Raw genomic sequence first — 13,471 nt, 5'->3', positions numbered from 1 at the left:
GATGACGTAGAGCCGAGTGTGTTCGGTTACGCGATGCGCTTCCGACAGGCTCCAGCAGAGCAAGCTTCGCGCTACGAGGAAACGAATCCAGCCAACGCCAGGTAGCGCAGGTGCAGTCCATCGGCTGCATGCTGCAGGTGGGCGATGTCGCCGTCGTTGACGACGATGTCGTCGGCCAGTGCGAGGCGCTCGGCGCGCGAGGCCTGGGCGGCCATCATCTTCTCCGCCAGTGCCGCGTCGATGCCGTCACGCTGCATCAACCGTGCCTTCTGCACGGCGACCGGGGTATCCACCACCACGATGCGGTGCAGCCAGGGATAGGCCCGGCGGCCCCCGCCTTCGGTGAGCAGGGGGACCGTCGCGATCGCATAGGGGCTGTCGGCAGTTCGACAGAGGGCGAGCAGCCGCGCGCGGATGGCCGGATGCAGGATCGCTTCCAGCGCACGCCGCTCCTCGTCGTTCCCGAACACGCGCACGCGCAGCGCCGCCCTGTCCAGTTGGCCATCCGCCATCAGCACATCGCGCCCGAAGCGCGCCACCACGGCGTCCAGCGCAGGTTCGCCGGGGCGGACCACCTCGCGTGCGAGCAGGTCGGCATCCGCCACCGTGATGCCATGTGCGGCAAACGCCTTCTCAAGCGCACTTTTCCCGGATGCGATGCCGCCGGTCAATCCGATGAAGTAGTCGCTCATGGGCGGATTATGTACGAGCGCCCGCGGGGCGCCCCTACTTCAGACCGGCGAAACGCAGGTAGGCGTCCACGATCTGCTGACCCCAGAAGAACACGATCCAGCCGGCGATGGCCAGATAGGGGCCGAACGGAATCGGCGTGGCGCGGTCGCGGCCCCGCATCGCCAGCCAAGCCGAACCGACCACGGCACCCACGAGCGAGGAGATCAGGATGATGGGCAGCACGCCATTCAACCCGACCCAGGCGCCGAGGGCCGCGAGGAGCTTGAAATCGCCCCGGCCCATGCCTTCCTTGCCGGTGATCTGCTTGAACAGCCACCACACCAGCCACAGCGACACATAGCCGGCGATGGCGCCCAGCAGTGCCGGCTTGGCGGGCATGTAGAGATTGTCGAGGCTGCCGATCAGGCCCAGCCACATCAAGGGCAGCGTCAGCTGGTCGGGCAGCAGCCGCGTGCGCAGGTCGATGCCGCTCAGCGCCACCAGATAGCAGCTCAGCAACGCCGCGCCGAAACCCTGCCAGCCGAACCCGAACTGCCATACCGAGGCCACCGCCAGCAACGCGGTCAGCAATTCCACGATGGGGTACTGCGGCGAGATCGGAGCCTTGCAGTGGCGGCACTTGCCGCGCAGGGCCAGCCAGCTGAACAGCGGGATGTTCTCGTACCAGGACAGCGCCGTCTTGCAGTGCGGGCAGTGCGAGCGTTCCACCACGATGCCGGGAGGCGGCGGATCGTAGATCTCCGGCTCTTCCAGCACCTCGCGGGCGTCGCGCTTCCACTCCCATTCCAGCCGCCGCGGCAGCCGCAGGATGACCACATTGAGGAAGCTGCCCACCAGCAGGCCGAGGCCTGCCACCACCGGGTACCCCAGTTCGGGGTGTTGATCCAGAAACGCCACTTAGGAACCGACGACCGTAGCGGCAATCTTGAAGATGGGCAGGTACATGCCGATGACCAGGCCACCGACCAGCACGCCGATGATGACCATGATGAAAGGCTCGATCAGGCTGGACAACGCATCCACCGCGTTGTTGACCTCCTGCTCGAAGTACTCGGCCACCTTGAACAGCATGGTGTCCAGCGCACCGGCCTCCTCGCCGATGGCGGTCATCTGCACCACCATGTGCGGGAACAGCTGGGTCTGCTTCATCGCCATGTTCAGCGGATAGCCGACCGACACGTCGTCGCGCATCCGGTGTACGGCTTTTTCATACACGGTGTTGCCCGTCGCCCCGGCTACGGTGTCTAGCGCCTCCACCAGTGGCACGCCAGCCTTGAACGTCACGGCAGTGGTGCGGGCGAAGCGGGCGACAGACGAGTTGTGCATGATCTGGCCCACCACCGGCACTCTCAGCACCATCTTGTCGACGGCATGCTGGAAAGCAGGTGATCGCTTGAACAGGAAAATCGTCGCGAAGATGGCGCCTGCCACCACGATCAGGATGGCCCACCACCAGCTGACCATGATGCGCGAGGCGCCCATGATCAACTGGGTGAATGCGGGCAGCTCGGTGCCGAAGCTGGCGAAGGTCTTCTCGAATTCCGGGATCACGAACATCAGGATCACCGAGGTGACCAGGATGGCGACCGCGATCACCGCTGCCGGATAGAATAGCGCCTTCTTGATCTTGCCCTTGAGGGCTTCGATGTTTTCCTTGTAGTTGGCGATCGTTTCCAGCACCGTTTCCAGCACACCGGCGGACTCGCCCGCACGGACAAGGTTGCGGTACAGCTCGTCGAACTGCACGGGATGCTTGCTGATCGCTTCGTATAGCGAGGAGCCCCCTTCGATGTCGAAGCGGATCTGCTCAACCATCTTCTTCATGCGGATGTTCTTCTGTCCGCTTTCGATGATCTCCAGCGACGACACGATGGGTACGCCGGATTTCATCATCGTCGCCATCTGGCGGCTGAAGAAGGCGATGTCCTTCGGTGTTACCGGCTTGCCGGCGGAGCCGAACAACGGTTTCCCCTTCACCTTGACCACGTTGGGCGTGATGCCCTGCTTGCGCAGCTCTGCGCGCAGGAAGTTGGCGTTCTTGGACTGCTGCTCGCCCTTCATCTTGACGCCGCGCTTGTCGGTGCCCTCCCAGACGAACAGGTTCAGCGGGTTCTCGCGGACGGGCGCGGAGGCGGCTTTCTTGGCGGCGGAACGGGTCACGGCCATCGGATTTCCCCTGTCCGGCTTTCCCCATCCGGACTTCATCGCCCCATGTTAGCCGGTTATCCGCCCAAGGGAAGCGCCGCGCCTGTGACGGCGGCCGGGTTTCGGTGATATGGCCGGACCAGGTCGGCTCCCGGGCGGGACCCCATCTTGCGTCTGTAGGAGCGCCTTCAGAAGCGATGCTCTTGCCCGAAGCGCATCACAGACAAGGTTGCCAGCCCAGCCCAGCTCATTTGTAGGAAGGCGCTTCGGCAAGACGCCTTCGAATCTGGTCCGAACGAAAAGCATCGGGCCTGAAGGCGCTCCTGCAAACGCGAGGGAGCGGGATATCAGGTGCGGAATTACGGGGCGGGGGCCAGTGTCTCCCGCCTCAATCCTTGGTAACGCGGTTGATCTCGGCCAAGCTGGTGATGCCATTGCGCACCTTCAGCAGTGCCGACTGGCGCAGGTCGCGGATGCCGGCCTTCTGGGCCTTTTCCGCGATCTGCATGGCATTGCCGCCTTCCAGCACGATCTCCTGGATCGCGTCGTTCATCGGCATCACCTGATAGATGCCCGTACGGCCCTTGTAACCGCTGGTGCACTCGTCGCAGCCCACGGCCTCGTAGACGGTGAAGCCGGCGGCAATCTCGGCCTCGCTGAAGCCTTCCGCCAGCAGGGCCTGCGGGGGCAGCTGCACCGGGCGCTTGCACTTCGAGCACAGCCGGCGCGCCAGGCGCTGCGCGATGATCAGGGTCACCGAGCTGGTGATGTTGTACGGCGCGATGCCCATGTTCATCAGGCGGGCGACGGTCTGCGGCGCGTCGTTCGTATGCAGCGTGGACAGCACCATGTGGCCGGTCTGTGCGGCCTTGATCGCGATTTCGGCGGTTTCCAGGTCGCGGATTTCGCCGACCATGATGATGTCCGGATCCTGGCGCAGGAAGCTGCGGAGCGCGGCGGCGAAGGTCATGCCGCGGCGGTTGTTCTGCTGCACCTGGTTGACGCCGGGCAGGCGGATTTCCACCGGGTCTTCGGCGGTGGAGATGTTGCGCGTCTCGTCGTTGAGGATGCCCAGCGCGGTGTACAGCGACACGGTCTTGCCCGAGCCGGTGGGGCCGGTCACCAACACCATGCCGTAAGGCTTCTGGATGGCCTCCTCGAACAGCTTCTGCTGGTCAGGCTCGTAGCCCAGCTTGTCGATGCCCAGCTTGGCGGCGCTGCCGTCCAGGATTCGCAGCACCACCTTCTCGCCGAACAGGGTGGGCAGTGTGCTGACGCGGAAGTCCATCTGTTTGCTCTTGGACAGGTTCAGCTTGATGCGGCCGTCCTGCGGTACGCGTTTTTCCGCGATGTCGAGCTGCGCCATCACCTTGATGCGCGCGGCAATGCGGTCCTTCAGCTTGGTCGGCGCCTTGGCCACCTGCTTCAGGATGCCGTCCACGCGCAGGCGTACGCGGTAGTCGTTCTCGTAGGGCTCGAAATGGATATCCGAGGCGCCGCGCTTGATGGCATCCACCAGGACCTTGTTGACGAACTTCACGACCGGGGTGTCATCGCCCTTCGAGTCGACCGCATTGTCGGTACCGCCGTCCTCATCGGAAGCATCCACCTCCAGGCTGTCCAACCCGTCCTCGTCGTCACCGAAGTTGCTGGACAGGTTGTTGGCGGCGTTCTGCCACTGTTCGAGGGTACGACGCAGCTGGTCCTCGTCCACCAGCACCGGCTCGACGATCAGGTTGGTGTGGAACTTGATCTCGTCCAATGCGCCATGGCTGCGTGTGGGGTCGGCGACGCCGACGAACAGCTTGTTGCCGCGCTTGAAGAGGGGAAGCACCTGGTGTTTCTGCACCAGTTCCTCGCTGACCAGCTTCAGTGCGCCGTGGCTTGGGTCGAATGCGGACGCATCCAGCAGCGACATGCCGAATTCCATCGCATTGGCGGCGGCCAGCTGGGGCGCGGTGACCAGTCGCTTTTCGGCAATCCACTGCGGCAACGGGAGCTTGGCTTCGGTGGCGTTCGCCATGGCAGCGCGGGCAGCGGCTTCATCCAGCGCTCCGTCCTGCACCAGTCGGCGGGCGATGCCGGTGATGCCTACGAGATTGGGGGCAGCGACTGCGTTCATGGCGAATTCTGATCCTGTGACAACGGCGGGAACTTCAATTCAAGTCGTCCACGCATGGTTTTGCAGAGGTGGTGATATTGGTATCCGGGAGCAGGTATCTGCACGACCGGGATGGTTCATTCGAGCTGGCAGTCGCCCGTGGTCATGTTGCAGACCGCTTGGCGGTCGCCCGGCGCCAGCGGTGTTCCCGAGATGGCCACGCCCTCGGCGGTCGCGTCGTCGGCGTTCTGGCAGGCGGCCCTGGGTGCGGCGTCGGGAGCGTCACCGTTGCGGATGACCGCCAGTGAGATGCCGGCATAGGCCTCCATCTCGGCCAGGCAGGCATTCTCCGCGCTGCGGACGCGGTACCCGTTGTAAGCGGGAAGCGAAATGGCGGCCAGGATCCCGATGATCGCAACGACGGTCATGAGTTCGATCAATGTGAAGCCTCGTGCATCGCGACGCATGCTGTCCACCTGTTGTAGGGTCCCTTGACGTTTAATACATGCAAGTAGCGAGCCAACTCTAGACGAGCGGGGCACGTAAGCGGTAGGCGCTCGGGTGAATCTGTGACGGATGTCGGTGGAAGGTTGTTGCAGGCGGCTTTTCCGGCGGAGCCACACCGTCCAGCAGCCAGCATTGGGGTAAGGGTTGGCCTATGGGGCAATATGCCGCTGCCCGGTCCGATGGGTTCCCCGTGGCGGGGGCTTCCGGATACCCTATCGCAAAGGGGAAAAAAATGACCATATCCGTCATCCTGCCTGCCAAGAACGAGGCAGAGGGTCTGCGCCGCACGCTGCCGGCATTGCGCGAGCGCATGCCCCACGCGGAGATCATCGTGGTGGACGACGGATCGACCGACGCGACCGCCGAGGTGGCCGCATCGTTCGGTGCGAAGGTGTTGTCTTCCCCGTATTCCATGGGCAACGGCGCCGCCATCAAGCGCGGGGCTCGCGCGGCGGCGGGAGATGTCCTGGTCTTCATGGATGCGGACGGCCAGCATGACCCTGCCTGCATCGCGGCCCTGCTGGAGACGCTGGAGAAGGGCTATGACATGGTGGTGGGGGCTCGCGACTGGGCCGGGCAGGCTGGTGTCCATCGTGGGGCAGCGAATGCTTTCTACAATTGGCTGGCCAGCCGGATGACGGGCTTCGATGTCAAGGACCTGACGTCGGGATTCAGGGCGGTGCGCGCCGAGCGGTTCCGGGAGTTCATCCACTTGCTACCCAATGGGTTCAGCTACCCGACCACCAGCACCATGGCGTTCTTCCGCAGTGCCTACCCGGTAGCATACATGCCCATCCCGGTCGCCAAGCGGCTGGGCAAGAGCCACATCCGACCGATCAGGGATGGCATCCGATTCCTGCTGATCATCTTCAAGATCGCTACGTTGTATTCGCCGTTGAAGCTGTTCGCGCCCTCGGCAGTAGCGTTCTTCCTCACGGGCCTGAGTTACTACGCATATACCTTCGTCACGCAAGGGCGTTTCACCAACATGAGCGCACTCTTGTTCAGCGCAGCGGTCATCATTTTCCTGATCGGCTTGATCTCGGAGCAGATCACTGCACTGACATACCGAAGAGATTGAATCTCAGTGGTGGAGAAATTGGGCGTGACGCAGGAACAATGGGCCGCAAATGCTGATTGATCCCCTTTTCGGAGTGATGGCCCCGGAACTTGGATGGGTTCCCACGCCGCGGTTCCTGTTGCGCAGGGATCGCATCCTTCGTTTGCTGCGTGGTCCTTCCTTGGGGAATCTCGTCGAGGTTGGCTGCGGGAGTGGAGCGATTCTTCACGAGTTGGCGCTCAGGAGCGAGGATGCCGTGGGCATCGAAACATCTTCGCGCGCCCGCGCGCTCGCAGCTTCCATAGCTTGCTCCGGGCGAGGCAAGCAAAGAATCGTCGAGGCGCCAGACAGTGAATGGCGACGAGATCGCAATCTCGTTTGTGCGTTCGATGTTCTAGAACACATCGAACACGATGGCGCGGCTATTGCTGAATGGTCGAATTGGTTGACCAAGGCTGGGGCGCTCTGCATTTCGGTGCCTGCGCACCAGAGGCGGTGGGGCGCGGGAGATGAATGGGCTGGTCATTGGCGCAGATACGACAAGAGTCAGCTTGAATCGCTGTTGGCAGCCAACGGGTTCTCGATAGAGCATATCGAGTGCTACGGATTTCCACTGGGGAATCTCACCGAATGGTACGGGGAGCGGTTCTATCGCCGCGAGTTGCTGGAGCGCAAGGGCGACGTGAGCAAGGCGGAAGCCACTGGTGAGAGCGGCGTTGATCGCAACTACTACGTCAAAAAGTTCGCGTGGCTAGACTCAGGGCTAGGGCGCATGGCGTTTCGTTTGGCCAACGCCATGCAGAGCCTGGCATCCCGCACCGATTGGGGAACGGGCTATCTTGTATTGGCCAGAAAGCTATGAGTCTTGTCTGGCGTGGCTTGGCATGGGTCCTGGCCATATCGTTGGTCGTGTACTTCGTGATCCAGGCTTCAAAGGCGCTCGATCTTGCCGTCTTGCGTGAAGCGCTCTCACAGAGCGATGTGTGGTTGGCATTGCTGGTTGGCTCTTTGCTCTACGCTTGCATTATTCCCGTCACCGGTTGGGCATGGGCGATTCTGCTGAGTGCACGCTCGGAATCCTGGAGGCCGTCGACGCTAGCCGTAATTCTCGGCCTCTCGCAACTAGCCAAGTACATTCCGGGAAACATCGCGCAGCACGCTGCACGCGCGACCATCGCGATGCGTCAAGGCATGAAGCCGACGTCACTGATAGCGACGGTTGCTCAAGAAACCGTGTTGGCTATAGCCGCCAGTGTGGTGATCGGTTTGTTGGCACTATTCATAGGTAATCATGGACTGACAGTTCTCGACCCGAGACAGATCAAGATCATGTTGATCGCTGGCATATTGTTGCTGACCGCATTCGGGGTTCTCCTGCTTTTCAACAGGTCAATGCTTGCGAGCCAGGGCCAAGGGATGGGAAGGCTAATATCAGCCTTGACGACCCTGCCCGGCTGGAAAGCCACGTCCGCTGCGTTGTTGGCGTACTCGCTCAACTATCTGCTGGTCGGTATCGGGCTGTGGTGCGTGGCGTTCGCGCTCGGTGAGTCAGATAGTCTTTCCTATTTGGCGGTAACGGCTGCTTTCTCGCTCTCCTGGCTGTTGGGATTCATGACGCCGGGAGCCCCAGCTGGGCTGGGGACTCGGGAGGGCATCATGTTGGTACTGCTGCAAGGCACCTCCACTTCGGAGATCTTGGTGACCTTCGTGCTGCTGGCACGAGTTGTCACCATGTCTGGAGATATCATCAGTTTCTTGGGCGCCGCGTTCATGCAGGCGAGGATCAAGCGGTTTGAGGTGAGTCGATGACAGAGCTTGAAGTCTCAGGCGAGCGATTGATCGAAGATGCATATATGCAGTCATTGGATGCCTATGTCATCTATATCATGCATATAGCTTCATATAATTTCGCCAGAAAATTTTGCGATGGGAAAGTCGTTCTGGATCTTGGCTGCGGCAGTGGATACGGCGTTGCCCGGATGGCTGGGCATGCAGAAAGAGTTGTTGGAGTAGATGTCGATAGTGATGCAATTTCGTTCGCGCGTGAGCGATACGCACGCCAGAACGTGAGCTTCGCCAAGATCGAAACGGAGGCGCCGCTTCCGTTTGCCGATGACTCTTTCGATGTGGTGCTTTCCTTCCAAGTCATCGAGCATGTGTCCGATGATGGCAGGTACCTGGACGAAGCCTGTCGGGTCTTGAAACCGGGAGGTGTAATGGTCGTGGTGACGCCGGACCGGGAGCATCGGCTTCTGCCGGGCCAACGCCCTTGGAATCGATGGCATATCCGCGAATATTCCGCAACGCAACTGAATCGCAAGATGGCGCGATGCTTCCAGATTGAAGCGTCTTTGAGAATGGGAGCCGAATGGAATGTCGCCGGTATAGAAATACGACGCTACAGGAAGACCAAGTGGCTGACTCTGCCGTTTACACTTCCGTTTGCCCCGGAGGTCTTGCGTCGCAGGGGGTTGGATTTCCTGCACAGACTCCGAGCCAAACCTGAGGTGATCGGCGCGAAGCGACATGCCCCGGTGACGGAATTTGGCTTTGACGATACGGCGATGCTGATAGAGGCGAGTCCGCCGAATCCACTTAACCTCGTGGTCGTTGGTCGGAAGAAGGGCGGCACGGTATCGTGAAGCGGCTCTTGGTAGCGGGCATCGCGATGCGAGGGGATGGCTATCCGAACGCGGAGAATACCGTTGCTCTGTTGAAGCATGTCGAGCATTGGCACGTGCAGGATAACGCTGATTGGCTGTCACCTGAGACGCGGTTGTGGCATCTGGTGCGCGGGCCGCTACGGCAACGACTGAAGTTGTTGTTTCGATTGCTATGGGGTGGCTTCGTTCAGGCCCTGCGTCTTGGCTTGAATGCACGTGCAGGTGACGTGGCATACCTGCCGTATCCTGCGCCAATGACGTTGTGCTGGCTGTCGATTTTGCCGTCACGTTGGCGCCCGAGATGCATCGCAGATGCATACATATCGGTTTGGGACTCCATGTTCAGGGACCGCGGCATGGGCAGCAAGGATGGGATGCTGTCTCGCGCAGTGCGCTGGTTCGAAGGACGTAGCTTGCGTGCTGCCTCCTTGGTGCTTGTTGATACGGAGGCCAACAAGCGACAGATCACGGCTGATTTCGAGCTGCCTGACGGAAAGGTGAGGTCAATACCGCTTGTGATCGATGAGCGGACATTCCGCCCTAAGTCGAGCATATCTCTGCCTCCTTCAGCCAAGATGCGGGTTCTGTTTGTTGGGACGCTGGTCCCCCTGCATGGCATCGATGTGGTTCTCGCGGCTGCAGGGAGGCTGGCGGCCGCTTCGGACATTGAATTCCGCGTTGTCGGCGACGGACAGCAAAGCGAACTGGTAGAGGCTTTCCTGCGCGATGGAGTGCCGACTAATTTCACCTGGATTCGTGAGTGGCAATCGCTCGAGGATATTGCCAACGAAATTGCAGATGCCGATGTCTGCCTGGGTGTGTTCGGTGGATCCGCGAAGGCGGCGCGGGTGCTTCCGTTCAAGCTGTACTACGCGCTGGCCGCAGGTAAAGCTATCGTGACCCAGGGAAACTATTCGTTGCCGGCGGGCGCGCCGCCTCTTCCGGCGATGTTTGTGGCGACCCATGCGACAGATGAAGGCGTTGAGCAACTGGTTGCAGCGATCAGACGCATAGCTTCGGTGCCCGAGGAAAGATACTTGCTGGGACTAGCCGCCCGGAACTATTTTGCAGATCATCTCTCGTGCGAAGTGATCAAGAAGAAGTGGGAGCATGTTCTCGGTGACTACTAACCTACACTGCTGAGGATCTTCATCGATCCAGTTTGGTGTCGCCAGCGCCAGCGTTTGAAGTGCCTGCAGTGCCGAGACGCGTCAGGCTTAATGTCTCGATCTTCTTGGCTAAATCTGGTCTGCCCTTGGCCCTGAGCTCTGCTCCCAACTGCCTAGGGAATGGATCGCTCGGGGGGCTGGCTTCGATGGCCTCCACGAAATAGGGTATTGCCAGGTCCGGTTCCGACAGATCGTTCATGATGAAGTAGCCGATCGAGGCGGTATTGAAGGGGCCGAGTGCGCCGCGTCCGGCTAGGCTGGCTAACGTCTCCAGGAGCTCTTGTTTGTCCAGCTTCACGCCTTTGCGCGAGTGAAACGTGAGGATCATGAAGATTCTGGCGTTATCGCTGGTCATTGGTACAGTCTCCAGTCTTTGCTGGAGGTGGTTCCAGTCCTGCGGCGTGACGTCGCCACGAAGTGACTTCAGCACGATCAGAAGCGTAGGGCTGTTGAGCGATTGAGGCACAGCAGCAGTTCCTGCCATACAGCTCTCTATCGCTTCGTCTAGACGCGGATTGTCTTGAACGGCACCGCCGCCCGCGCTGAAGTGGCTCGCACACAACTGAGTCCAGGCTCGTCCGGAGCCGGGCGCATGCTCTGTGGCGCTACGTGCTATGGAGAGTGTGCTGTTCCAAGTGTGGGCACGCAGTAGCGTGGCGCTGGCCAGCACCACTATCACGAATGTACAGCCGATAGCCTGCATGATCGGCCGGAGATGCAACCGCAAGCTAACGTATGCCAATAGGCTGCCCACGGCCAGTACCGCACCAACAAGGGCGAAGTGATTGCGGTGCTCGAAGGCCAACTCCAACCCGATCACGTTGCTGGTGATGAAGTGGGCACTAAAAAACAGGAGAACGCCCAATGAGAAGAGCGGCCGGCGCGAGCGTAGTCGCCATGCAATGCCGAGTAGCACCAACACGAATGCTATGGCTGGCAAGGTTGTCCACGGATACCATAGGCTGCGCGAAGGCTGAATCCAGTCATAGTAGAACACCATGTGCTTCGGCCATGGCACGAGGATCTGCCACAGGTACATGCACAGCACGCGTCCTTGGGTCAGCAGACGCTCGGCCGCGGAGTAGTCGCGGCCCAGATAAGCTTGTCCCTGCCAGAAATTAGGAATGATCACCAGTACGTAAACGGCCGCACCTACCAGCATGGCCAGCAAGTAACTGCGACGCAGCATATTGGCCAAGCGCAGGTCGGCTGCAGCAAAGCGCAGTACGGTCAGTTCCAGTGCCAGCATGTAGGCGGGCAACAACGCCGAGTCTTCCTTGCATCCCATTGCCACTACCCACAACAGCAGGGTTAGTAACATTCCCGTCCTGCCGGGGCGTCCTTCTATCTGAGCCTGCCGTGCTAGCAAGTAGGCCCAGAGCGCGAGCACCAGAAATAGCGTGCCCATGGATTGGAGGCGCTGCACTACGTAGAGCACGGAAGACACTTGCAGGGGATGTGCAGCCCAAGCCAGGGCGAGAGAGGGTGCTAACCATCGTATCCGCGCGTCTGGAACGCTCGCAGCGAGCAGCAAGCTTCGGAAAAACCATGCGAGCACGAAGGCAGTCAGTGCATGCAATACGATGTTTGTTGTCTTGAAGGTCAGCGGATCAGGGCCGCCGGCACGCCAATAGTCGACCGCGAAAGTGAGCATCGGCAGTGATCGTGTGGTACCGGAGAGCTGCAGACCGGTAAGCACTTTGCCTAGCGCTTCTGCGTTCAGTTGTGTCAGATGTAGTGCTTGGTTGGTCGTGATGTTCGGGATGTCATCGAAAATGAACTCGCCGGGCAACCCCGGTGTGAACAACAATCCAGCAAGCAGGGCGACAATCAAGCTGGCAAGCAGAAACTGGCGGTTGGCGGCAGGCATGCTCAGTCGCTTGGTAAGGAAGGAAGATCAATGATTATCGATGATGGCGTAAGGAATCTGGCCGCCTTCTCGTGACGATCTCAGTAGGGACTCTACTGCGGTGCCGCTCAGCCACGCTGGGCGAAGTGGGCCGTCCAGCTAGTTTGCTCGTCGTTAGTCAGTTCAATGAGCAACTGCCTGTGTTCATGTCGCACGTCGTCTCTCGGTTACCCGGCGATTGGGGCGTGCCGTTGATGGGCGTGTTGATGTCAGAGAATGTGTCGATTTCAGTGCAGGCGCCGAGGACCGGGTCTGTTGGCGATATTTGGTTATAGGCCGCAGCCAGGGCCATGCTTGCGTAGTTTTTCGTCTCTGCTAGGCAGGCGGTCTCGGCGGACCGTATCCGATAGTTGTTGTAGGCCGGCAGCGCGATGGCGGCTAGGATGGCGATGATGGCGACGACGATCATCAGTTCGATGAGGGTGAAGCCGCGATTGGTGGCGCGCATGATGGTGTCCCCGGACAAGAAGTGTCCCCAATGATCGGCGCACGCAAGACTCACGCCAGAAGACGGGAGGGGCGAGCGGGGCGGTGCGGAAGCGTGAGCGCCATCACTATCCTTGCGGGTTAGAGCCATGGTCTCGCTACGCACCCGCTCTATTGCGCCCATGAGGGGTTCCTATGGCAATGACTTCTGAGCGTCAATCTTTCAGGAGTTCAGCCAAAAAGAAGGCCCCTCATGCGAGGGGCCTCCTAAATCACGCGTACAGATGCGTTCTGAGCTTACAGCGAGCAGGTCGCCGTGGTGGCATCGCAGGTGATGGTGGCGTTGCCGGGATCTTCCGCTGCCGTGGTGCCGTCGGCCGGGGAGTTAGCTGCTTCGCAAGCCGAGCCAGCCCAAGTCGGCAGGGTCATGTCGGAAACCGACGCCGCCAGCCAGGAGTTCATGTAGGCCTTGGCTTCGCCGAGGCAGGCGTTGTCGGCCGAACGGATGCGGTAGTTGTTGTAAGCCGGCAGCGCGATGGCGGCCAGGATGGCGATGATCGCGACGACGATCATCAGTTCGATCAGGGTGAAGCCCTGGGCGTTCTTCTTCATGGTGTTTCCCCTTTCAGGATTGGCTTGATGGTTAGGGACACAAGCCCCGTGTCCCTACATGGACCGTGGGCGCCGCGTTTAAACGACGCGTGCACGGGATGTAGAGCAGGTTGCGTGCCAACTTCTGATACCCCCAGCGATTCCCCCACACTTCCCCGGAAGGAAACCCTGACGCCGAAGTCGGGC

Annotated in this window: 12 protein-coding genes and 1 pseudogene; 5 read left to right on the top strand and 8 right to left on the bottom strand. The window is 60.7% G+C overall.

Annotation, left to right across the window (positions count from 1 at the left end):
- Positions 1-71: 71 nt before the first annotated feature.
- The 5 genes from coaE to ACIPRS_RS07800 all read right to left on the bottom strand — a co-directional run bounded on the left by coaE (position 72) and on the right by ACIPRS_RS07800 (position 5,367).
- Positions 72-692, bottom strand: coding sequence for a dephospho-CoA kinase (gene coaE / locus ACIPRS_RS07820; protein ID WP_337731509.1), 621 nt, complete (start codon positions 690-692; stop codon positions 72-74).
- 34 nt (positions 693-726) lie between these two features.
- On the bottom strand, positions 727-1,590 hold the full coding sequence (locus ACIPRS_RS07815) for a prepilin peptidase (RefSeq protein ID WP_446538147.1): 864 nt from the start codon (positions 1,588-1,590) through the stop codon (positions 727-729).
- Positions 1,591-2,859 carry a type II secretion system F family protein gene (locus ACIPRS_RS07810; RefSeq protein WP_446538146.1) on the bottom strand — a complete coding sequence of 423 codons (1,269 nt, stop codon included), beginning with the start codon at positions 2,857-2,859 and terminating at the stop codon, positions 1,591-1,593.
- Positions 2,860-3,226: 367 nt separating this feature from the next.
- Positions 3,227-4,960, bottom strand: coding sequence for a type IV-A pilus assembly ATPase PilB (gene pilB / locus ACIPRS_RS07805; protein ID WP_446538145.1), 1,734 nt, complete (start codon positions 4,958-4,960; stop codon positions 3,227-3,229).
- A gap of 116 nt (positions 4,961-5,076) precedes the next feature.
- Positions 5,077-5,367 carry a hypothetical protein gene (locus tag ACIPRS_RS07800; RefSeq protein ID WP_446538144.1) on the bottom strand — a complete coding sequence of 97 codons (291 nt, stop codon included), beginning with the start codon at positions 5,365-5,367 and terminating at the stop codon, positions 5,077-5,079.
- Between the two features lie 311 nt (positions 5,368-5,678).
- On the opposite strand from ACIPRS_RS07800, the gene ACIPRS_RS07795 reads away from it, so the two are divergent.
- The 5 genes from ACIPRS_RS07795 (at position 5,679) to ACIPRS_RS07775 (ending at position 10,299) form a co-directional block, all read left to right on the top strand.
- On the top strand, positions 5,679-6,527 hold the full coding sequence (locus ACIPRS_RS07795; protein WP_446538143.1) for a glycosyltransferase family 2 protein: 849 nt from the start codon (positions 5,679-5,681) through the stop codon (positions 6,525-6,527).
- A 49-nt stretch (positions 6,528-6,576) separates the two neighbouring features.
- On the top strand, positions 6,577-7,368 hold the full coding sequence (locus ACIPRS_RS07790; RefSeq protein WP_446538142.1) for a class I SAM-dependent methyltransferase: 792 nt from the start codon (positions 6,577-6,579) through the stop codon (positions 7,366-7,368).
- Positions 7,365-8,315 carry a lysylphosphatidylglycerol synthase domain-containing protein gene (locus tag ACIPRS_RS07785; protein WP_446538141.1) on the top strand — a complete coding sequence of 317 codons (951 nt, stop codon included), beginning with the start codon at positions 7,365-7,367 and terminating at the stop codon, positions 8,313-8,315. The genes ACIPRS_RS07790 and ACIPRS_RS07785 overlap by 4 nt, the downstream gene beginning before the upstream one ends.
- Complete coding sequence (locus ACIPRS_RS07780) at positions 8,312-9,148, top strand: class I SAM-dependent methyltransferase (RefSeq protein WP_446538140.1); 837 nt, start codon at positions 8,312-8,314, stop codon at positions 9,146-9,148. Before ACIPRS_RS07785 ends, ACIPRS_RS07780 begins: the two co-directional genes overlap by 4 nt.
- 71 nt (positions 9,149-9,219) lie before the next feature.
- Positions 9,220-10,299, top strand: a complete 1,080-nt coding sequence (locus ACIPRS_RS07775; protein WP_446538139.1) for a glycosyltransferase — start codon at positions 9,220-9,222, stop codon at positions 10,297-10,299.
- Between the two features lie 19 nt (positions 10,300-10,318).
- Here ACIPRS_RS07775 and ACIPRS_RS07770 read toward each other — a convergent pair whose 3' ends face one another.
- The 3 genes and pseudogenes from ACIPRS_RS07770 to ACIPRS_RS07760 form a co-directional block, all read right to left on the bottom strand.
- The gene (locus tag ACIPRS_RS07770) at positions 10,319-12,208 is read right to left on the bottom strand and encodes a hypothetical protein (RefSeq protein WP_446538138.1); all 1,890 of its coding nucleotides are present in this window, start codon (positions 12,206-12,208) and stop codon (positions 10,319-10,321) included.
- A 384-nt stretch (positions 12,209-12,592) separates the two neighbouring features.
- Positions 12,593-12,695: pseudogene (locus ACIPRS_RS07765) on the bottom strand (prepilin-type N-terminal cleavage/methylation domain-containing protein); the annotation flags it as partial.
- A 275-nt stretch (positions 12,696-12,970) separates the two neighbouring features.
- Positions 12,971-13,285, bottom strand: coding sequence for a prepilin-type N-terminal cleavage/methylation domain-containing protein (locus tag ACIPRS_RS07760; protein ID WP_446538137.1), 315 nt, complete (start codon positions 13,283-13,285; stop codon positions 12,971-12,973).
- Positions 13,286-13,471: the final 186 nt, after the last annotated feature.

The sequence above is a fragment of the Pseudoxanthomonas sp. LARHCG66 genome (assembly GCF_052871755.1).
The sequence above is the reverse complement of the archived record's forward strand: the minus strand, read 5'-3'. Positions and strand labels throughout refer to the sequence as shown.

What these genes read in the sequence shown, in the direction of transcription:
- ACIPRS_RS07790 (WP_446538142.1), top strand. Translation starts at nt 6,577, where the DNA reads ATGCTGATTGATCCCCTTTTCGGAGTGATGGCCCCGGAACTTGGATGG.
- ACIPRS_RS07810 (WP_446538146.1), bottom strand. Translation starts at nt 2,859, where the DNA reads ATGGCCGTGACCCGTTCCGCCGCCAAGAAAGCCGCCTCCGCGCCCGTC.
- ACIPRS_RS07785 (WP_446538141.1), top strand. Translation starts at nt 7,365, where the DNA reads ATGAGTCTTGTCTGGCGTGGCTTGGCATGGGTCCTGGCCATATCGTTG.
- ACIPRS_RS07800 (WP_446538144.1), bottom strand. Translation starts at nt 5,367, where the DNA reads ATGACCGTCGTTGCGATCATCGGGATCCTGGCCGCCATTTCGCTTCCC.
- pilB (WP_446538145.1), bottom strand. Translation starts at nt 4,960, where the DNA reads ATGAACGCAGTCGCTGCCCCCAATCTCGTAGGCATCACCGGCATCGCC.
- ACIPRS_RS07760 (WP_446538137.1), bottom strand. Translation starts at nt 13,285, where the DNA reads ATGAAGAAGAACGCCCAGGGCTTCACCCTGATCGAACTGATGATCGTC.
- ACIPRS_RS07795 (WP_446538143.1), top strand. Translation starts at nt 5,679, where the DNA reads ATGACCATATCCGTCATCCTGCCTGCCAAGAACGAGGCAGAGGGTCTG.
- coaE (WP_337731509.1), bottom strand. Translation starts at nt 692, where the DNA reads ATGAGCGACTACTTCATCGGATTGACCGGCGGCATCGCATCCGGGAAA.
- ACIPRS_RS07770 (WP_446538138.1), bottom strand. Translation starts at nt 12,208, where the DNA reads ATGCCTGCCGCCAACCGCCAGTTTCTGCTTGCCAGCTTGATTGTCGCC.
- ACIPRS_RS07780 (WP_446538140.1), top strand. Translation starts at nt 8,312, where the DNA reads ATGACAGAGCTTGAAGTCTCAGGCGAGCGATTGATCGAAGATGCATAT.